Source organism: Pseudomonas sp. TH15 (assembly GCF_016651105.1).
In the GTDB taxonomy this organism is placed as follows: Bacteria; Pseudomonadota; Gammaproteobacteria; order Pseudomonadales; family Pseudomonadaceae; genus Aquipseudomonas.
On the sequence record NZ_JAEKEL010000001.1, the window covers coordinates 1,968,082 to 1,989,006 of the forward strand.

The following is a 20,925-nucleotide window of genomic DNA, read 5'->3' on the forward strand; positions in this document are numbered from 1 at the left end:
GAAGGAACCTGTATGCAGTTGGACCCCGCGAGCGGTTGGTGCCAGGGCGTAAACATATGCCCCTCGCCCAACTTCAATGCGCGCCCCACGGATGAAATTTCCCTGCTGGTGATCCACAACATCAGCCTGCCGCCGGCGCAGTTCGCCACCGGCAAGGTGCAGGAGTTTTTCCAGAATCGTCTGGATGTCACGGAGCATCCCTACTTTGAGGGGATTGCTGACCTGCGGGTGTCTGCGCATTTTCTGATCGAGCGTGACGGCACCGTCACTCAGTTTGTCTCCTGTCTTGAGCGTGCCTGGCATGCCGGTGTCTCGAATTTTGAGGGGCGGGAAGTCTGTAATGATTTTTCCGTGGGCATCGAGCTCGAAGGTACGGATGATCTGCCCTTTACGGACGCGCAGTATCAGGCGTTGACGACACTGACCCGCCAGTTGCAAAACACGTTCACCGGCATTACCGCGCAGCGCATTTGCGGGCATAGCGACATCGCACCCGGGCGCAAAACCGATCCGGGACCGGCGTTCGACTGGACACGCTATCGCGCCGCTCTGGCAAAAGAGGAACAACAATGAGTTTTCTGGTGTTGCTGTTGGCGGTCTGGATCGAGAAGTTCTCGGCCCTGCGTCATCGGGTTCAGCGTGATGGTGGTTGGGTCCGCGAGCTGCACAAGCTTGAGGCCAGCCCGCGTCTGAAAGACCGTCCGTGGCTGGTATTGGTGCTGTTGGTGTTGTTGCCGGTGGCGCTGCTCGGTTTGCTGTTGCTGGTCCTGGAGCCTTTGGCTTATGGCTTGCTGGCGCTGCCGGTGCACCTGTTGGTGGTGATTTACAGCCTGGGGCGTGGTGATCTGCTGGCGGGTCTCGGACCGTTTCGCGATGCCTGGCGCCGCGAAGACCTGCAAGCCGCTGCACACGTGGCCAAGCGTGACCTGGACATCTGCGCTGACAATGGCGAGCAACTGCTGGAGCGGGTTCAGGCCCATCTGATTTGGGAGGCCTACCAAAGCTTTTTCGCGGTTATTTTCTGGTACTTCCTGCTGGGCCCGGTAGCTGCGCTGAGCTATCGCTTGCTCGCGCTGGCCGAAGAGCATAGCCAGAACCCGGCGGTGGCTGAGCGTGCTGCGCAATTGCGCCATGCCTTCGATTGGGTGCCCGTGCGGTTGCTGGCGGCGAGTTTTGCCTTGGTCGGTAACTTTGTTGCGGTCGGGCGGGTGATGCTGCACGAGTTGCTGAACTGGAACATCAGCGCCGCCCAGTTGATCGAAAAGGTCGGGCTGGTGGCCGGTGAGATACCAGCGCCGATGGTCGGCCCCGACGGCATCAACAGCCTGGATCGCATCTGGGAATTGCTGCTGCGGGCGGCGGTGCTCTGGTATGCCGGGTTTGCGTTGTGGACGGTTCTGGTTCACTGATTTCAAAGAAGGATCAAAAGATCGCAGCCTGCGGCATTTCCTACAGAGGGATGTGTGTTTCGCGGGCTGTCGTTAACCTTAAGTTACAAAACCTCCCTTCGATTTGAGCTATACAGACATAGCGCCAAATAGTGGCTATCTGCTGTCGCTGCGCGCCTGCCAATAAAAATAAGAAATCAAAAGGGAGACTTCACAGTGAAGAGCTTGCTCTATCCCGCTGTCGCGCTGATGAACCGTCTGAGCTTCGGCATGAAGTTCAGCCTGATCAGCGTGCTGTTCCTGGTGCCGATGCTGGTGACCAACTTCTATCTGGTGCGCGATTCTTATCGCGAATTCCAGGGCACCCAGGTCGAACTGCAAAGCCTCGACCTGCTGGGCAGCAGCCTGACCCTTCGGCGGGATCTGGAAACCCTGAACAACCTGGTGCAGATCAACGTCACCCTCGGTCAGTCCGGCAAGGCCGGTGATGTGGAGTCGAAGATCACGGCGCTGGGACAAAGTATTCTGACTCGCTTGCAAGGTCTGGTGGCCATGAGCACCGACCCGGAACAGATCAAAGTCTTCGATGGCAAACGCGATGAAATGATCGCCGCGTTCAAGGCCCAGCAAGCGGAAAATTCTCTGCAAAGCAAAAGTGCGCTGATTGGCAAGTTGCTCGGCAACGCGCAGGTTTTCAGCCAGATCATCGCCAGCCAGGCCGGCCTGAGTCGTGACACCCAGAGCGACATGCGCCAGCTCAGTGAACTCATCACCAGCGTCACCCCGCCGGTGACGCAGATTCTGGGCGAAGGCCGGGCCATGGGCTCATTTTCGCTGGGGCAGGGCTTTCTCAATTCGGCGTCAAGCACCCGTTTCGACGAGTTGCTGGCGCAGATCGAAAAGCTTCAAGCCGAATACGGGTTGAAGTTGCACGATGCGTTGGGCGCAAGCCAAGCGGCGCACGACACCCTGGCCGCTCAGGCCGAGAGCAGCAAGGCCTCGCTGAAAAAGGCCGGCGAGCTGTTCGAAACGCAGGTGGTTGTGGCCGACACGCTCGATGCACCGTGGCAGGGATTTTACGATCAGGTAACTGGCCTGATGGACCAGACTTACCAGCTCAATGAAGCCACCCTGACGTTTCTCGGCACCCAGTTGCAGCAGCGACTGGAGCAGAACCGCACTCACATGGTCTTGCAGGCCGTAGCGTTGTCGGTGGTGTTTGTGTTGATCTTCTATCTCTACGGCGGCTTTTACGCCTCGACCCGCACCACCCTCAAGCGCCTGGGCGCGGTGATGGATAAAGTGGCGGCCGGCGACATGACCGTGACGTTCAGCGCCCACAGCCGCGATGAGTTGGGTGAGTTGGGCGAGGTGTTCAACGGGACGGTGAAGAAAATCCACGACTTGATCGAGCGGGTCGGCCAGACCGTCAGCGAAGTCGAGCGCCAGGCCGGGCAAGTGGAAAGCGTTTCCGCCCAGAGCAATCAGGCCGTGGCCGGGCAGCGGACGCAGATCGAACAGGTCGCCACTGCCATGAACCAGATGTCAGCCACATCGCTGGAAGTGGCACGCAGCGCGGCGGCGGCAGTCAGCAGCGCCCACAGCGTCAATGACGAGACCCTCAACGGTCGTGGGCTGGTGGAGTCCCAGCAGGGCAGCATTGCGGCACTGGCTGGCGAGATCGATCAGTCGGTGATGGTGATCAATCAACTGGCCAGCGACAGCCAGTCCATCAGCCGCGTGCTGGATGTGATCAAAAGCATTGCCGAGCAGACCAACCTGCTGGCGCTGAACGCCGCCATCGAAGCCGCGCGGGCGGGGGAGCAGGGCCGTGGTTTCGCGGTGGTGGCGGATGAAGTCCGGACCTTGGCCAAACGCACCCAGCAATCGACCGAAGAAATCGAGCAGATGATCGCCAAGCTCCATGGCGGTGTCGGTGCGGCGGTGAAAGCCATGGGCGTCAGCCATCAAATGGCTAACGGCACCGTGGGGCAGTCGGAAAAGGTCCAGCAAGCACTGAAAAACATCCTCGGCGCCGTGGGTATGATCGTCGACCAGAACCAGCAGATCGCCGCTGCCGTGGAGCAACAAACCGCCGTGGCCCATGACATCGACCAGAACATCGTCGAGATCAACCGTGCCGGCGAGCGTACCGCCGAAGGTGCGCACCAGACCGAAAATGCCAGCCGCGCATTGTCGGCGCAGGTGGTGGAGTTGAAACAGTTGATCTGCGCGTTCCGGGTCTAATCAACACCCCCGTAGGAGCTGCGGTACGCTGCGGTCTTTTGATGTTGTTTTTAAAGATCAAAAGATCGCAGCGTGCCGCAGCTCCTACATTGCCAGTTGCCAGTTGCCAGTTTGCAGGGACAAGACTCGGGTTTATGTCTGAATTGCTTGTAGTACTTTTTGGCTGGCTTCTGTAGGTGAAATCCTGTTTTCCTCAGTCCGCTGGATTTTCGCCTTCAATCAACCAGAATCCGTGTCAGACCGTTTTGGAGGAGACTGCACATGTCTGTTGCAACCCTGGGAGTCCAGGGCCGCTGTGCCCATTGCCAGACCACTCTGGCCCTCAAACCCTGGCAGCTCAATGCTATCTCGATCAACGAGGCGTTCAGTTGCGAGCATTGTCAAAAAGCTCTGGAGCTACGCTGCCCGCAACAGATCAAGCGCTTCAAATCGCTCGATTCACTGGCGTTGTTGCGCTTCACTGCCTCGGTGACAGTGTGTACCGCGCTGCTGGTGGCGTTGGTGATGGAGTGGGTGGGGCTGCTCAGCGTCACCGAACAACTGAATGCTTCACTGATCACGATCTTCGTGTACTTCGTGGTGGTGCGTTATGCGCGCCAACGTCAGCACCTGACTCTGCTTCTCGAAGCCGCCAAGGCTCACGCCGACTAAAAATTCCGACTGACCGCGACCTGATGATCATTGATGGCTAACTGTAGGAGCGGTAGGAGCAGTAGGAGCTGTCGAGTGAAACGAGGCTGCGATCTTTTGATCTTGCTTCAAAGGCAGGATCAAAAGATCGCCGCGGGCCGCGGCTCCTGCAGGAGGATGCATTCGCTCGGTCGGTTACCAGCCAAATACTTCACAACTGTTGGCCGTGCTGGCGGCGGCAAGTTGTTGCGGGGAAAGACTCATCAGCTCGGCCAGTGCCGAGCAGATCGCCGGCAAGTGCGCCGGGCTGTTGCGTTGGCCGGGGAACATGACAGGTGCCATGTCCGGGGAGTCGGTTTCCAGTACCACCGAGTCCAGTGGCAACTCGGCCAGCACCCGATGCATGCGCAAGGCCTGAGGCCAGGTCGCGGCGCCACCGAGGCCCAGTTTGAAACCAAGCTTGATGTATTCCCGCGCCTCTTCCTTGCTGCCGGCGAAGGCGTGGATGATGCCTGCGCGTTTCAAACGAAAGCGTTTGAGGGTAGCTATCACCGCGGCATGACTGCGCCGCACATGAATCAGCGCCGGCAGATTGAAATCCACCGCCAGTTGCAGCTGCGCATCGAACAACGCCTGCTGGCGCTCGCGATCAAGGGTTTCGATGAAGTAGTCCAGACCGATTTCGCCCACGGCGCACAACTGCCGATGACCGGCCAGCCGAGTCAGCCATTCGCCGAGAACCGTCAGGTCCTCAGGACGATGGTCATCCAGATACACCGGATGCAAGCCGAACGCTGCATGCAGATCAGGATCACTCAAAACCAGGTCCCAGACCCGCTGCCAATTACCCTGGTAAACCCCCAGCACCACCATCCGCCGTACCCCGAGGGCGCGGCTTTCGGCCAACAACGCCGTGCGATCGGCGTCGAAGTCCGGAAAATCCAGATGAGTGTGGCTGTCGATCAGCTCCACGGTTCAGTCCTGGCGAATGCGCTGCTTGAACGTCCGCGCAATGGCGAGCACGCCGGGTTGGTAGTCCGACTGTTCGATGGCGGCCAGGGCCAGCTCCAGGGCTTTGTCGGCGATCAACTGATGCTGCTGGGCCATGGCGTTGACCGGCAACGGCAGGAAATCCAGCAACTGCGTGTCGCCGAACGTGCCGAGACGCAGCGGCCGGGTTTTCAGCGGGAAGTCGTGCAACGCGTCGAACACGCCTTGAAGCAGCACGTAGGACGTGGTCACCAGCGCATCCGGCAAATGCCCCAGACGCTGGAGTAATTCTTCCATCAGTTGCTTGCCGCACTCGCGGCTGAACGACTCGCCCTGTTCGATCAGGATTTCGCCTTTGAACCCGGCCAGCGCCTCTTTGAAGCCCGCCGTCCGCTCCTGGCTGATGCTCAGCTCGGGACGGGCGCCGATCAGGGCGATTTGCTTGGGCAATGGGTCGAGCAGGCTGCGGGTCAGTTGCAGGCTGGCCTCGCGGTCGTCACTGATCACCGAGCAGAAATGCTCGGGTTCCATAACCCGGTCGATGGCGATGATTGGAATGCCTTTGGCCTGCAACTGGCGATAGCTGTCATCATCGGTCGGCAGGCAACTGGCGACGATCAAGGCGTCGCAACGCCGGGCCCGGAACAGTTTCAGCAGTTGCCGTTCGCTGTCCGGTGCATCATCGGAGCTGGCGATCAGCAACTGATAGCCGCGCGCCCGGGCGCCTTGCTCCAGGAGTTTGGCGATCCGCGCGTAACTGGGGTTTTCCAGGTCCGGCAGGATGAACCCCAAGGTGCGGGTATGCCGACTGCGCAGCCCGGCGGCTTGAGGGTTGGGTGTAAAGCCATGTTGCTCAACCACGGCACGCACACGCTCGACGGTAGCGCTGCTGATGCGTTGCTGTGCGGCTTTGCCATTGATGACATAACTGGCGGTGGTTACGGACACACCGGCCAACTGTGCGATATCACTGAGTTTCAACTCGGGATTTCCTTGTTTTTTCGAGCTTGCCCCGACATTTTCGCCAATCCTACCTGATTCAGGCAGGCAACCATTGTCGCAGCGCATCCGACAAGTTGGACTTCAAGGATGAGACATTATCGAGTAACGTGCCAAACTTTCTAGATTAAACGTTTCAGCAAGCGTATTTTCTACGTTATAGGTGCCTTTGGCCGGTTCTGCCGCGAAACTGCCAAAAGTCATGATCAAGCGCCTAAGCTGAAACATTCAAAACAATACCTGGCACCCCAAGGGCGCCAAAAAGGAGAAAGCATGCTCGAGCTCACCATAGAGCAGATATCCATGGGCCAGTCGGCTGTGGATAAGTCAGCCGCGTTGCACCTGCTGGCCCAACATCTGGTCGCCGATGGCTTGGTCGCCGAGGGTTATCTCGCCGGTTTGCAGGCGCGTGAAGCCCAGGGCTCGACCTTTCTCGGTCAAGGTATTGCCATCCCCCACGGTACTCCGGAAACCCGCGATCAGGTGTTTTCCACTGGCGTGCGGCTGATGCAATTTCCTGAGGGCGTGGACTGGGGCGATGGCCACATTGTCTACCTGGCGATTGGTATCGCTGCCAAATCCGATGAACACCTGCGTCTGCTGCAACTGCTGACCCGTGCCCTCGGCGAGACCGATCTGGGCCAGGCCCTGCGTCGCGCCAGTTCCGCCGAAGCGCTGCTGAAACTGCTGCAAGGCGCGCCGCAAGAATTGGCGCTGGATGCCCAGATGATCGGCCTCGGTGTGTCCGCCGATGACTTCGAAGAACTGGTCTGGCGCGGCGCGCGTTTGCTGCGTCAGGCCGATTGCGTGAGCAACGGTTTCTCCGCCGTGCTGCAACAAGTCGACGCGCTGCCGTTGGGCGATGGCCTGTGGTGGCTGCACAGCGAGCAAACCGTGAAGCGTCCGGGGCTGGCCTTCGTCACGCCGGACAAACCGATGCGCTACCTAGGTCAGCCGTTGAGCGGTCTGTTCTGCCTGGCCAGCCTCGGCGAAGCGCATCAGGCCTTGCTCGAACGCCTGTGTGCGTTGCTGATTGAAGGCCGTGGCCACGAATTGGGCCGCGCCACCAGCAGTCGCAAAGTCCTCGAAGTACTGGGCGGTGAAGTGCCTGCCGACTGGCCGAGCGCGCGCATTGCCCTGGCCAACGCCCACGGTTTGCATGCGCGCCCGGCGAAGATCCTCGCGCAACTGGCGAAAAGTTTTGAAGGCGAAATTCGTGTGCGCATCGTCGATGGCCAGGACAGCGCCGTGTCGGTGAAGAGCTTGAGCAAGCTGCTCAGCCTTGGCGCCCGTCGCGGTCAGGTGCTGGAGTTCATCGCCGAACCGAGCATCGCCGCCGATGCCTTGCCGGCGTTGCTGGCAGCCATCGAAGAAGGTCTCGGTGAAGAAGTCGAGCCGTTGCCAGCCGTCAGTCAGCAGCGCGAAGTGTTTGCCGATGTCGCCGAAGTGTTGCTCGCGCCAAAGTCCGGCAGCTTGGTCCAGGCCATCGCCGCCGCGCCGGGAATCGCCATCGGCCCGGCGCACATTCAAGTACTGCAAGCCATCGATTATCCGCTGCGCGGTGAATCCGCCGCCGTCGAGCGCGAGCGTCTCAAGCAAGCGCTGACCGATGTCCGTCGCGACATCGAAGGCTTGATCGAACGCAGCAAATCCAAAGCCATTCGCGAGATTTTCATCACCCACCAAGAGATGCTCGACGACCCGGAATTGACCGATGAAGTCGACACGCGCCTCAAGCAAGGCGAAAGCGCCGAAGCGGCGTGGATGGCGGTGATCGAAGCCGCCGCTAAACAACAGGAATCGCTGCAAGACGCCTTGCTCGCCGAGCGCGCTGCTGACTTGCGCGATATCGGTCGCCGGGTGCTGTCGCAACTTTGCGGCATTGAAACCCCGAGCGAACCGGAGCAACCGTACATTCTGGTGATGGACGAGGTCGGTCCATCCGACGTCGCCCGTCTCGATCCAGCGCGGGTGGCCGGCATTCTCACTGCCCGTGGCGGCGCCACCGCCCACAGCGCCATCGTCGCCCGCGCCCTTGGGATTCCGGCGCTGGTCGGCGCCGGTGCCGCAGTGTTGCTGCTGGCACCGGGCACGCCGTTGCTGATTGATGGGCAACGCGGTCGCCTGCATGTCGACGCCGATGCCGCAACCTTGCAGCGTGCCACTGAAGAACGCGACACCCGCGAGCAGCGATTAAAAGCGGCGGCCGAACAACGCCACCAACCGGCGCTGACCACCGACGGTCATGCAGTCGAAGTGTTCGCCAACATCGGCGAAAGCGCCGGTGTGACCAGTGCGGTAGAGCAGGGCGCCGAAGGCATCGGCCTGCTGCGTACCGAACTGATTTTCATGGCGCACTCGCAAGCACCGGACGAAGCTACTCAGGAAGTTGAATACCGTCGCGTCCTCGATGGCCTCGCCGGTCGTCCGCTGGTGGTGCGTACCCTTGATGTCGGCGGCGACAAACCGCTGCCGTATTGGCCGATCGCCAAGGAAGAAAACCCGTTCCTCGGTGTGCGCGGCATTCGCCTGACCTTGCAACGTCCGCACATCATGGAAGCGCAGTTGCGCGCGTTGCTGCGTGCGGCGGACAACCGTCCATTGCGGATCATGTTCCCGATGGTCGGCAGCGTTGATGAGTGGCGTCAGGCCCGGGACATGACCGAGCGCCTGCGTCTGGAAATCCCGGTGGCAGACCTGCAACTGGGGATCATGATCGAAGTGCCGTCGGCAGCATTGCTGGCGCCGGTTCTGGCCAAGGAAGTCGACTTCTTCAGTGTCGGCACCAACGACCTGACGCAATACACCCTGGCCATCGACCGGGGGCATCCGACCTTGTCGGCCCAGGCGGACGGCTTGCACCCGGCGGTGCTGCAACTGATCGACATCACCGTGCGCGCGGCCCATGCCCATGGCAAGTGGGTTGGCGTCTGTGGCGAACTGGCGGCGGACCCGCTGGCGGTACCGGTGCTGGTCGGCCTCGGTGTGGACGAACTCAGCGTCTCCGGCCGCAGCATCGCCGAGGTCAAGGCGCGTATCCGCGAACTCAGCCTGGCCCAGACTCAAACGCTCGCTCAACAGGCCCTGATCGTGGGCAGCGCCAATGAAGTGCGCGCATTAGTGGAGGCCCTGTAATGGCCAAGATTTTAACCCTGACCCTCAACCCGGCGCTGGACCTGACCGTCCAGTTGCCACGGTTGGAACCCGGTCAGGTCAACCGCAGTGACGAGATGCACACCCACGCCGCTGGCAAAGGCGTGAACGTGGCCCAGGTGCTGGCCGATCTCGGGCATCAACTGACGGTCAGCGGTTTTCTCGGTGAAGACAATCTTCAGGCGTTTGAAACCCTGTTCGTCAAACGCGGTTTTGTCGACGCGTTCATTCGCGTGCCAGGAGAGACTCGCAGCAACATCAAACTGGCGGAAAGCGACGGGCGCATCACCGATATCAACGGCCCAGGCCCGCAAGTCAGTGAAGCGGCGCAGCAAGCGTTGCTGGACCGACTGGATCAGATCGCGCCGGGGCATGATGCCGTTGTCGTCGCCGGTAGCCTGCCGCGAGGCGTTAGCCCGCAATGGTTGCAGGCGTTGATCGCTCGCTTGAAAAACCTCGGTTTGAACGTGGCGCTGGACACCAGCGGTGAAGCATTGCGTGCAGGGCTGGCGGCCGGTCCATGGCTGATCAAACCCAACACCGAAGAGCTTGCGGATGCGCTCGGTTGCGAAGTGATTTGCGTAGCTGCACAAGCCAAAGCCGCGAGCCGCTTGCACGCTCAAGGTATCGAGCATGTGGTGATTTCCCACGGCGCCGAAGGGGTGAACTGGTTCAGTGTCGGCGCGGCGATGCATGCCACGCCGCCCAAGGTCAGTGTGGCCAGCACGGTGGGTGCGGGCGATTCGTTGCTGGCCGGCATGCTTCACGGTTTGCTCAGTGCCGACACGCCTGAACAGACCCTGCGCACCGCCACGGCGATTGCCGCGATGGCCGTCACGCAGATCGGTTTCGGCATCAGTGATGCCGCGCAATTGGCGCAGCTCGAACAGGGCGTGCGCGTGCGCCTCCTGACAGAACAATAAGAGGGGTTGTCATGAAGTTAGCCATTGTTACGGCCTGCCCGAACGGTATGGTCACCAGTGTGCTGTGCGCGCGGTTGCTTGACGCCGCCGCCCAGCGTCAGGGCTGGAGCACCTGCGTCGAAGTGAACGACGCGGCACATCCGGAACGCCAGTTGTCGGCGGCCACCATTGAGTCCGCCGAATGGGTGCTGCTGGTGACCAGCGCGCCAGTGGACATGGCCCGATTCGTCGGCAAACGCGTATTCCGCAGCACCCCGGCCCAGGCCCTGCAAGACGTTGAAGTCGTGCTGCGCCGTGGCGCGGAAGAGGCCGAGATTTACGTCGCCGCTGAAGCAGTCGCCGAGCCTGTCGTGGCCGCTAAAAACGCTCCGCGCCTGGTCGCGATCACCGCGTGCCCGACCGGTGTTGCCCACACCTTCATGGCTGCCGAAGCCTTGCAGCAAGCGGCCAAGCGTCTGGGCTACGACCTGCAAGTGGAAACCCAGGGCTCGGTCGGCGCGCGCAATCCGCTGAGTGCCGCAGCGATTGCCGATGCTGACGTGGTGCTGCTGGCTTGCGATATCGAAGTCGCCACCGAGCGTTTCGCCGGCAAGAAGATTTACCGTTGTGGCACTGGCATCGCGTTGAAACAAGCCGAAGCCACGCTCAACAAAGCCCTGGCCGAAGGCAAGCAGGAAACCGCTTCGAGCGGCGCCAAAGGCCCGGCCAAGCAAGAGAAGACCGGCGTCTACAAACACCTGCTGACCGGTGTGTCGTTCATGCTGCCGATGGTGGTGGCGGGCGGGTTGATGATCGCGCTGTCGTTTGTGTTCGGCATCACCGCGTTCAAGGAACCGGGCACGCTGGCGGCCGCGCTGATGCAGATCGGCGGCGAGACTGCGTTCAAGTTGATGGTGCCGTTGCTGGCGGGCTACATCGCTTACTCCATTGCCGACCGTCCGGGCCTGGCGCCGGGGATGATTGGTGGCTTGCTCGCGAGTACCTTGGGCGCCGGTTTTATCGGCGGGATTGTTGCCGGTTTCATCGCCGGTTACGCGGCCCAGGCGATCAATCGTTATGCGCGGTTGCCGCAGAGCCTTGAAGCGCTGAAACCGATCCTGATCATCCCTTTGCTGGCGAGTCTGTTCACCGGTCTGGTGATGATCTACGTGGTCGGCAAACCGGTGGCGGGGATGCTCGAAGCGTTGACGCATTTCCTCGACAGCATGGGAACCACCAACGCGATTCTGCTCGGTGTGTTGCTCGGCGGCATGATGTGCGTCGACCTCGGCGGACCGATCAACAAGGCTGCTTACGCGTTCTCGGTCGGGCTGTTGGCGTCGCAGAGTTATGCACCGATGGCCGCGACCATGGCCGCCGGTATGGTGCCGCCGATTGGTCTTGGGATTGCGACGTTTATTGCCCGGCGAAAATTTGCCCAGACCGAGCGCGAGGCCGGTAAAGCGGCGTTGGTGTTGGGGCTGTGCTTTATCTCTGAAGGCGCGATTCCGTTTGCCGCCAAAGACCCGTTGCGGGTGATTCCGGCGAGCATTGCTGGCGGCGCGCTGACCGGTGCGTTGTCGATGTACTTCGGCTGCAAGTTGATGGCACCGCACGGCGGGTTGTTCGTGCTGATGATCCCGAATGCGATCAACCATGCGCTGCTTTATTTGCTGGCGATTGTGGCGGGGAGTTTGCTGACTGCGGTGGCGTACGCGGTGCTCAAGCGACCGGAAGTGGTGGAGTTGGCTCTGGAACCAGCCAAGGCCTGACACCCAGCCCCTGTGGGAGCGAGCTTGCTCGCGATGACGGTTTAACATTCAGCATTGATGTTGTCTGACACGCCGCTATCGCGAGCAAGCTCGCTCCCACAGGGGATCGCGTTTCACACGGGCGTCATGCGCACATGCTTTAGTTTCCCTTTTACAGGGAGAACACCATGAGCGAATTCAACCTCGGTCGCCGTCGTGTCATGCAAGCGGTCGGCGCTGGTTTGTTGCTGCCGGGCCTGGCCCCGGCGGTGATTGCCTCGGTCCAGGATCGGCCGCAACTCACCGACGGCGTGCAGTCCGGCGATCTACTGGGCGACCGAGCGATGGTCTGGAGTCGCAGCGACCGTCCGGCGCGGATGGTGGTGGAATGGGACACCCGCAGCCTGTTCACCAACCCGCGTCGTTTTGTCTCGCCACTGGCAGACGCCCGCACCGATTTCACCGCTCGAGTTGAACTCAATGGGCTGCCAGCCGACCAGGCGATTTTCTATCGAGTGCACTTCGAAGACGCCCAAAGTGGTGCCGCCAGTGAACCCTGGTTCGGCCACTTGCGCAGCGTGCCGACGGCCCGTCGCGACATTCGTTTTGTCTGGAGCGGCGACACCGTCGGCCAGGGCTTCGGCATCAACCCGGACATCGGTGGCATGCGCATCTACGAAGCCATGCGCCTGCGCCTGCCGGACTTCTTTATCCACAGCGGCGACACCATCTACGCCGACGGCCCGGTGCCGGCACAGCTTGTTACTGAAAGTGGTCGGGTGTGGCGCAACATCACCAGCGAAGCCAAGAGCAAAGTCGCCGAAACCCTCGACGAATATCGCGGCAACTATCGCTACAACCTGATGGACGAAAACATCCGCCGCTTCAACGCTGAAGTGCCGCAGATCTGGCAGTGGGACGACCATGAGGTGGTCAACAACTGGTCGCCGGGCAAGCAGTTGGACGACCGCTACAAGAGCAAAGATATCCACAGCCTGGTCGGCCGCGCGCGGCAGGCCTGGCTCGAATACGCGCCGATGCGTTTGCAAGCCGCCGACAACGGCGGACGGATTTATCGCAAGCTCAGTTACGGGCCGATGCTTGATGTGTTCGTGCTCGACATGCGCAGTTATCGTGGGGCGAATGATGACAACCTGGGCGGGGAGAAGCCGTTCCTCGGCCGCGAGCAACTGGACTGGTTGAAGGCCTCGTTGAAAGCTTCAAACGCGCAATGGAAAGTGATCGCGGCCGACATGCCGATTGGTCTCGGTGTGCCCGATGGTGAAGTCAGCCCAGGTGTCGCCCGTTGGGAAGCGGTGGCCAATGGTGACCCGGGACCGGCTCAGGGCCGCGAGCTGGAAATCGCCGAGTTGCTCGGTTTTCTGCGCGCCCAGCAAGTGCGCAATTTCGTCTTCCTGACTGCGGATGTGCATTACTGCGCTGCGCATCACTATCACCCGGAGCGTGCGGCGTTTCAGGATTTTGAGCCGTTTTGGGAGTTTGTCGCCGGGCCGTTGAATGCCGGGAGCTTCGGGCCTAATCCGCTGGATAAAACCTTTGGGCCGCAAGTGGTGTTCGAGAAAGCACCACCGGCGCAGAACACCTCGCCATTTGCCGGGTTTCAGTTTTTTGGCGAGGTGAATATTGATGGGCAGAGCGGGGAGATGAGTGTGGTGTTGCGGGATTTGGATGGGGTGAGTGTGTTTGAGCAGAAGCTGGCGCCGGTTTGATACTTTCAGGCAGGGCGTAGATCAACTGTGGGAGCGGGCTTGCTCGCGATGACGGCTCAACATTCAACAGAGATGTTGGCTGTCAGACCGCTTTCGCGAGCAACCCCGCTCCCACAGGGAGGGTGTGTTTTCAGTAAACGTCGCGGCGGTAGCGGCCTTGTTCGATCAATCGATCGACTTCTTCGATCCCCAGCACTTGGTTGAGCACGTGATCCACGCCCGAAGCCATGCCTTGCAAGCTGCCGCAGATGTAGATCACGGCGCCGTCGGCCAGCCATTTTTTCAGCTCGGCGGCGGATTCGCGCAGGCGATCCTGGACGTAGATTTTCTCGGCCTGATCCCGTGAAAACACTAGGTCCAGCCGCTCCAGGTCACCTTCAATCAGCCAACCTTCCAGCTCATCGCGACACAGGAAGTCGTGCTCGCGATTGCGCTCGCCAAACAACAGCCAATGCCGTTGCTGCCCATCGGCAATCCGCGCCTTGAGCAAACTGCGCAGCCCGGCGAGGCCCGTGCCGTTGCCCAGCAGGATCATCGGCACCGGTTCGTTCGGCAGGTGGAAACCGCTGTTGCGCCGTACCCGCAAACTGATGCTGCCGCCCACTGGGGCGTGTTCGGTCAGCCAGCCGGAGCCGATGCCGAGACTGCCGTCGGGATGAAGTTCCTGACGCACGATCAGTTCCAGCACGCCGTCGGCGGCAATCGAAGCAATCGAGTATTCACGCATCGCCAACGGCACCAACGCCTGCACCAATGCCTGGGCGTGCAGACCAACCAGATGTGCCCGGTTTTCGGGCAGTTGTCGACTGGCGAGGGCTTGATCCAGCGGTTGCGAGAGGCCGTCGAGTTCTACACTGGCCCGGCCATCAATCCCCAAGCCATCGAGGAAATGCTCGATCGCCCACGTGCAATTGCGCGGCATGACTTCCACCAGATCACCGGCCAGCCAACTGCTGGTGCTTGGGGCAATCAGACCCACCAAGTACACCGGCGAGCCGCAGCTGTCCGGGTTGAGCAGTTCGCGCCGGGCCAGCGTCCAGTTGTCGTAGCTGGGCGCTTGCCAGGTATCCACAGGCGCCTGTCCGGTCAGCAGGCCAAGTTGCTGCTGCCAGTGACGCAAGGCGTAGGGGTCGCCGCTGTCGACTTCCACCGGGGCAAACAGGGTCTTGCCGCCGTGTTCGCCGAGCCAGGTGTGCAAGCGCCGGGCGAAGCCGCAGAAGTGCTGATACTGTCGATCACCGAGACCAAGCACCGCGTAGTTCAAACTCTCAAGGCTCAACGCCCGACCCAGCACTTTGCGCTCAAAACCACGGGCGCTGTCCGGTGCTTCGCCGTCGCCGAAAGTGCTGACCACGAACAGTGCATTGCTCGAATCACGCAGATCCTGTTCGCTGACATTCGCCAGCGGCTGCACCTTCACCGGCAAGCCTGCGGCCTGCAATTGCCCGGCAGTCTGCCAAGCCAATTGCTCGGCAAACCCGCTCTGACTGGCGAAGCCGATCAGCCAGGCAGGTGCGTCGCCGCCCGGTTGCACCAGGCCTTTGCGCGCGTCCTTGATCTGACGCTTTTTGCGTCGACGATCCAGGTACAGCAACCAGCCCGTGACGAAAAACAGCGGCATGGTCAGCGCGGTGATCGTCAGGATGATCCGCCCGACAATGCCGAAGTAACTGCCCGTGTGCAGCGCATAAATGCTGGTCAGCAATTGCGCCTTGAGGCTCTTGTCACTGTAGCGATCATGACGTTTGGTGATCCCGGTCGCCGGATCCAGGGTGATCTGGTTCAGCGCGCGGTCATGGGGCGAGGTATTCAACAGGTAGAACACCGTGGCCGGTTGGCCAGCCACCGGCGGCATGCGGATGTTGTAGGCAGACAAGTGCGGGCCGGCGGCGCTGTAGATGCTGCTCCACATCGCGGCGTAATCGGCAGTCGGCGCCGGCCCGCTCGGCGCCGGCCCGCGGTTGCGAACCCGCTCGTTTTGCGGTGCGTCGGACAGCAGTTTGGTCAGACCTTGGTTGTACCACTCGTAAGACCAGGACAACCCGGTCAGCGCGGCCAAGAGGTAAAACACCAGGCACCAGGTGCCCGCCACCGAGTGCAAGTCCCAGTTGAAGCTGCGGCCCTTTTTCTTCCAGTCCAGGGTCAGCCAGGCTCGCCAGTTCTTCCATTGGCGCGGCCAGCGCAGGTACAGGCCTGAGAGGCAGAAAAACACCAGGATCAATGTGCACGCGCCAGTGATTTGCCGCCCGGTATCGCCCATCGCAAGGAAGCGGTGCAATTGCAGCATCAGGCCGAAGAAGTCCTGGCCGGTGACGTCGCCCGTGAACTCGGCGGTGTACGGGTCGAAATAACGCATCTCGCCGCGACGCTCGCCCGGCGGCGCCGTGAAGATCACCCGCGCAGCGTTGCCGCTGTCGGTCTCGACCCAGAGCATCGAGACTTTTTTGCCGGATGCGGCTTCGATGCGCTCGACCAGTTCGGCGGGCGGGAGGACGCCGGCGACCTGTTTCTCGACCTGCAGCACAGAGGGATTCAACGCCCGCAGGATTTCATCCTGAAACGACACCGTTGCTCCGGTGATGCCCATCAAGGCCAGGATCAGCCCGGCGCTGATGCCAAAAAACCAGTGCAACTGGAACAGGGTTTTCTTCAACACGTCGCTCGCCTTGTTCGTTCGAAAGTAATCATCACGGCGCGCATTATGCCGTGGGTTGTCGAGAAACATTCTTTATTACGCACAAAAGCCCCGTTCACCTGGATGAACGGGGCCGAGCCTTGCAGCGCATTCCCATGTGGGAGCGGGCTTGCTCGCGAAGGCGTCGTGTCAGTCAACATCAATGTTGCCTGACACACCGCTTTCGCGAGCAAGCCCGCTCCCACAGGTTTCCACATCGGTTAGAAGTGGAAATTGGTGCTCAGCAGTGCCGTACGCCCCGCCGCCTGGTTGGCGAAGTGGGTCGAGAAGGCTTTGTCGTAGTAGGTTTCGTTGGTCAGGTTCTGCACGTTGAGTTGCAGGTCGACGTTTTTGGTCAGGGCGTAGCTGGCCATTGCGTCGTAACGTACATACGAATCGACCATGGTGGTGTTGGCCACGCTGCCGAAGACGTCATCAACGTAGAACGCACCGCCACCGATGGTCAGCTTCGGCGTGACCTGGTAAGTGGTCCACAGGCTGGCACTGTTTTTCGGTGTGTTCGGCAGTTCGTTACCGTCGGTGGCGCGGTTGAGCGGGCCGCCATCCACCTGCTCGCTGTCCATGTAGGCGTAACCGGCGAACACTTGCCACTTGTCAGTGATCTTGCCGCTGGCCGACAGTTCGACACCTTGCACGCGGGTCTTGCCGGCGTTTTCGTACGACGTGGTATCGACTTGCACACGAGCGTTTTCTTTCTCGGTGCGGAAGATGTCGGCGGTCAGCGACAGACGATCATTCAACAGATCCCACTTGGTACCGATTTCGTAGTTCTTGGTGGTTTCCGGCTCCATGTCGCTGCTCAGCAGATTGCCGCTGCGATCGGTGGCGCCGCCCAACGGGTTGCCGTCCATGCCTTCACCGAGGGTATTGCCCGGTGGCGTCGCCGAGGTGGCGTAGGAGGCATAGATGCTGCCGTTTTCTGCCGGCTTGTAGACGATGCCGAACTGACCGGTAACGAACTCGCTGGTGTCATCGCCCTTGGCCGTGGTCGCGCCGGCAGCGGTATACGACTTGTAGTCGGTGTCGAAATGGTCGTAGCGCAGACCCATGTTCACCAGCCACTGCTCGTTCAACTCCAGGGTGTCGAACACATACAGCGCGTAGGTGTTGGCCTTGGTGTCGGTGCCGGCGTAGTTACGCGAGATCGCGCCGTTCCACGGATCGTTCGGGTTCGGGTTCGACAGCGAGGTGCAGTTGTAGCCACTCGATGCGCCGATCATCGACGGGGTGCAGTTGGTGGTCGCGGCGCTGGTGCGTGGCGTGGTGTCGGTGTTGACGTTGTACGAGGACTTCTGGCTTTCCTCCCGGGTGTATTCAACGCCAGTGGAGAAGCTGTTCTTGAAGCCGGCGACGTAGAAGTTGCCGAACAGGTCGGTCTGGTTGGTGGTGGTCTCGGTGTTGCTCACCCGAGTATTCGCACGACGCCAGACGCTGCCATTGTTGACGTTGCCCTTGCTGTCGTCCGGCTGAGTGAGGATGTAATCCTGCATGCTGGTGCCGTGACGCAGGGTGTTCTTGATCGTCAGCGAGTCGCTCAGGTCATGCTCGATGGCGAAGGTCGCGGTGTCGGTGCGGCCCTTGCGGAAGTCGCGATCCAGACCGTAGAAGTTGCTGTGGTCGCCACCCGAGTACGGTTTGTCCGGGTTGGACTTGGTGCGCGCCGCCGAGCCACCGGTTGGAATGGTGTACGGGATGCCCGAATCCGGGGTGTCGTTGCTTTCGAGATGGTAGTAATCGAGGTTGACGCGGGTGTCGGTACCCAGGCCAAAGGCCAGGGACGGGGCGATACCCCAACGGTCGTAATCGACCTTGTCGCGACCGGCAACGTTGCTCTCGTGGCTCATCAGGTTGAGACGGCCGGCGGCGGTGTCGCTGAACTGGTAGTTGCCGTCGAGGGTGTAGCGCTGGGTCTGGTCGGAGCCCCAGGTGAACCCACCGTCGAACGAGTTGCCCAGATGGGCTTTCTTGCTGACCAGGTTGATGCTGCCGCCGGCTGCGCCACGACCGCCGATGGCTGAGTTCGGGCCCTTGCTGACTTCAATGTTTTCCACGGCGAAGATCTCGCGGCTCTGCGAACCGGTGTCGCGCACGCCGTCGAGGTAGGTGTCGCCCTGGGCATCGAAACCACGGATGAATGGACGGTCGCCCTGCGGGTTGCCGCCTTCACCGGCGCCGAAAGTGATGCCTGGCACGGTACGCAGCGCGTCCTGCATGTTCAGGGCGCCGGTGTCTTTCAGAACCTGTTGCGGAATTACCGTTACCGAGCGCGGCGTGTCGACCAGCGGTGCGGTGTACTTGGGCGAGGAGGCTTTCTCGACCTGGTAGGACGTCGGGTCCTGCGTTTCGCCGGTGATGGCGGTAGCGTCCAGGGCGATGGCATTACCAGAGGCTTTGCTGTCGGTCTTTTCAGCAGCGAAAACCATGTGGCCAGCGGAGCCGGCGGTGATCGCCATGCCAATCGCAGAGGCGAGCAAGCGCGGTGAACTGACGGGTGATTGTAGTTGTTGGCGTGACATTTGAATTCCCCTCCCCAAGGATTTGAGGCCGCGGAATATAGGGTAAACAAGTATCTGTATCAATTGCGAAACGTTGCTATTCGTGACGAATTTACATTCTTTACAATTTGACCTTACGGTTTTTGGTGTCTCGTTCGTCTATGGGGTTTTACACGGGCAATAAGAATCAATACCATTGGCGCCCCTCTGTTTTCAGGTGTCGTCCCCATGTTGCTGCACATTCCCGGCGTGTTCGCGAAAGAAGAAGTGCAGCGCATCCGTGAGGCGCTGGAACAGGCCGATTGGGCCGACGGCAAAATCACCGCCGGCTTTCAGTCGGCCAAGGCCAAGCACAACCTGCAACTGCCGGAAGGTCATCCGCTGGCCAAGGAAATCGGTGCGGCGATGCTTGAGCGGTTGTGGAAAAATCCACAGTTCATGTCAGCGGCGTTACCGAGCAAAGTCTTCCCACCGTTGCTGAACTGTTACACGGCGGGCGGCAGTTTCGACTTCCACATCGACAACGCCGTGCGTCAGCCCAAGGGCAGCATCGAGCGCGTGCGCACCGACCTGTCGGCGACGCTGTTCTTCAGCGAACCGGACGACTACGACGGCGGTGAACTTGAAATCCAGGACACCTTCGGCACTCAACGCGTCAAGTTGCCCGCCGGCGACATGGTCCTGTACCCCGGCAGCAGTCTGCACAAGGTCAACGCCGTCACCCGCGGTACGCGCTATGCGTCGTTTTTCTGGACCCAAAGCCTGGTCCGCGAAGACAGCCAGCGCGCGTTGCTGTTCGAGATGGACGGGGCGATCCAGCAACTGACACAGGACATGCCTGATCACCCTTCGCTGATTCGCCTCACCGGCACCTATCACAACCTGCTGCGCCGCTGGGTCGAGGTATGAGTTATCAACTGCGTCGCGAGGAAGTGCTCGACGGTGATCGGCTCAAAGCGATGCTCGAGGAAAGTCCGGCACGGGCGGCGCAAGCGATTTTGATCGCGGCTGGCGAAGGTGTTCTCGATGCTCAGGCCTTGCTGGGGCAGATTCTGCTGGACGGGCTGGGCATTGAGCAGGATCAGCCGCTGGCGGTGCGCTGGTTCGGGATCGCCGCCAAGGGCGGGCATTTGATGGCGTGCAACATGCTCGGTCGTTGTCATGAGCATGGCTGGGGATGTACCGCTGATGCTGCGATTGCTGCGCGGCATTACCGAATCGCCGCCGAGGCGGGTCTGGACTGGGCGATGTACAACCTTGCCAATCTGTTGGCGACCGGGCGCGGTGTGACGGTTGATCAGCCGCAAGCATTGGCACTTTATCGTCAGGCTGCCGAGTTAGGCCACGCCAAGTCGATGAATCTGCTTGGCCGTTACCTGGAAGAGGGGCGCCATTGTTGCGCGGATCCTGACGCGGCTTTCGATTGGTATCGCCGGTCGGCGCAGGGTGGCGATTTCCGCGGTCAGTTCAGTTTTGCCAGCGTGCTGGCTGAACGCTCAAATATTCAGGAAGCGTTAGTTTGGTACCGCCAGGCGATGTCCGGAGGGCATGCGGTGTTTCTCGAAGTGGCTGCTCAGACATTGGCGAACGCTTCGCATACCGCCATTCAATCAATGGCGTTAGAGTATAAAAAACGCGCAGAACAACTGGCTGGTCAAGTGGATTAAGATGGCAATTCGCGAATTTTAATTCGTGTGTCAAGTTGTTGGTATTTTTTATAAATATATTGAAGGCCTGTGCTGCTTTTACACGTGCAGCTTTTATGTTTAAGTCAGCTCGGAAGTTTATAGCCATTGCGGCTTTTATTTCTGGTGTCTACTTAACTTAAAATATCGATTAAAGGAATGATCATGCCTTCTTCCAGTTTATGGGGCAGCGCCCTGAATAATGCCTCGCCTGAGCAAGTCATGCAAATGGCGATCACCGCGCCAAAGTTGCTGAGCGA

The 20,925-nt window shown here is 60.6% G+C and carries 14 protein-coding genes and 1 pseudogene; 11 read left to right on the forward strand and 4 right to left on the reverse strand.

Annotated elements, in window-relative coordinates; translation table 11 throughout:
* The first annotated feature begins 12 nt into the window (after positions 1-12).
* The 5 genes and pseudogenes from ampD (at position 13) to JFT87_RS08825 (ending at position 4,286) form a co-directional block, all read left to right on the forward strand.
* Positions 13-573 carry a 1,6-anhydro-N-acetylmuramyl-L-alanine amidase AmpD gene (gene ampD, locus JFT87_RS08810; RefSeq protein ID WP_201200486.1) on the forward strand — a complete coding sequence of 187 codons (561 nt, stop codon included), beginning with the start codon at positions 13-15 and terminating at the stop codon, positions 571-573.
* The gene (gene ampE / locus JFT87_RS08815; RefSeq protein WP_201200487.1) at positions 570-1,409 is read left to right on the forward strand and encodes a regulatory signaling modulator protein AmpE; all 840 of its coding nucleotides are present in this window, start codon (positions 570-572) and stop codon (positions 1,407-1,409) included. Before ampD ends, ampE begins: the two co-directional genes overlap by 4 nt.
* Before the next feature lie 1,164 nt (positions 1,410-2,573).
* Positions 2,574-2,777, forward strand: a pseudogene (locus JFT87_RS28795) (HAMP domain-containing protein); the annotation flags it as partial.
* Between the two features lie 153 nt (positions 2,778-2,930).
* A complete protein-coding gene (locus JFT87_RS28800) occupies positions 2,931-3,635 on the forward strand; it encodes a methyl-accepting chemotaxis protein (protein WP_446739729.1) in 705 nt (234 codons plus the stop codon).
* A 261-nt stretch (positions 3,636-3,896) separates the two neighbouring features.
* The gene (locus JFT87_RS08825) at positions 3,897-4,286 is read left to right on the forward strand and encodes a hypothetical protein (RefSeq protein ID WP_201200491.1); all 390 of its coding nucleotides are present in this window, start codon (positions 3,897-3,899) and stop codon (positions 4,284-4,286) included.
* Positions 4,287-4,460: 174 nt separating this feature from the next.
* Here the strand turns inward: JFT87_RS08825 and JFT87_RS08830 are convergent, their stop codons facing one another.
* Complete coding sequence (locus JFT87_RS08830) at positions 4,461-5,237, reverse strand: TatD family hydrolase (protein WP_201200493.1); 777 nt, start codon at positions 5,235-5,237, stop codon at positions 4,461-4,463.
* A 3-nt stretch (positions 5,238-5,240) separates the two neighbouring features.
* A complete protein-coding gene (gene cra, locus JFT87_RS08835) occupies positions 5,241-6,236 on the reverse strand; it encodes a catabolite repressor/activator (RefSeq protein WP_201200495.1) in 996 nt (331 codons plus the stop codon).
* 291 nt (positions 6,237-6,527) lie between these two features.
* Here cra and ptsP point away from each other — a divergent pair, with 291 nt between their 5' ends.
* The 4 genes from ptsP to JFT87_RS08855 all read left to right on the forward strand — a co-directional run bounded on the left by ptsP (position 6,528) and on the right by JFT87_RS08855 (position 13,790).
* Positions 6,528-9,389: a phosphoenolpyruvate--protein phosphotransferase gene (gene ptsP, locus JFT87_RS08840; RefSeq protein ID WP_201200497.1), complete on the forward strand. Its 2,862-nt coding sequence runs from the start codon at positions 6,528-6,530 to the stop codon at positions 9,387-9,389.
* Positions 9,389-10,330 carry a 1-phosphofructokinase gene (gene pfkB, locus JFT87_RS08845; RefSeq protein ID WP_201200499.1) on the forward strand — a complete coding sequence of 314 codons (942 nt, stop codon included), beginning with the start codon at positions 9,389-9,391 and terminating at the stop codon, positions 10,328-10,330. The genes ptsP and pfkB overlap by 1 nt, the downstream gene beginning before the upstream one ends.
* Before the next feature lie 11 nt (positions 10,331-10,341).
* Positions 10,342-12,081: a PTS fructose-like transporter subunit IIB gene (locus JFT87_RS08850; protein WP_201200501.1), complete on the forward strand. Its 1,740-nt coding sequence runs from the start codon at positions 10,342-10,344 to the stop codon at positions 12,079-12,081.
* Positions 12,082-12,248: 167 nt separating this feature from the next.
* Positions 12,249-13,790, forward strand: a complete 1,542-nt coding sequence (locus tag JFT87_RS08855) for an alkaline phosphatase D family protein (protein ID WP_201200503.1) — start codon at positions 12,249-12,251, stop codon at positions 13,788-13,790.
* A gap of 130 nt (positions 13,791-13,920) precedes the next feature.
* Here JFT87_RS08855 and JFT87_RS08860 read toward each other — a convergent pair whose 3' ends face one another.
* Entirely contained in the window at positions 13,921-16,446 is a 2,526-nt protein-coding gene (locus JFT87_RS08860) for a PepSY domain-containing protein (protein WP_201200508.1), read from the reverse strand.
* 239 nt (positions 16,447-16,685) lie between these two features.
* The gene (locus JFT87_RS08865) at positions 16,686-19,001 is read right to left on the reverse strand and encodes a TonB-dependent receptor (protein ID WP_201200509.1); all 2,316 of its coding nucleotides are present in this window, start codon (positions 18,999-19,001) and stop codon (positions 16,686-16,688) included.
* 207 nt (positions 19,002-19,208) lie between these two features.
* On the opposite strand from JFT87_RS08865, the gene JFT87_RS08870 reads away from it, so the two are divergent.
* Together JFT87_RS08870 and JFT87_RS08875 are read left to right on the forward strand one after the other, a co-directional pair.
* On the forward strand, positions 19,209-19,889 hold the full coding sequence (locus tag JFT87_RS08870) for a Fe2+-dependent dioxygenase (RefSeq protein WP_201200510.1): 681 nt from the start codon (positions 19,209-19,211) through the stop codon (positions 19,887-19,889).
* Positions 19,886-20,647 (forward strand): tetratricopeptide repeat protein, encoded by a 762-nt coding sequence (locus tag JFT87_RS08875; protein WP_201200511.1) that lies wholly within the window; start codon positions 19,886-19,888, stop codon positions 20,645-20,647. The genes JFT87_RS08870 and JFT87_RS08875 overlap by 4 nt, the downstream gene beginning before the upstream one ends.
* Positions 20,648-20,925 lie beyond the last annotated feature (278 nt).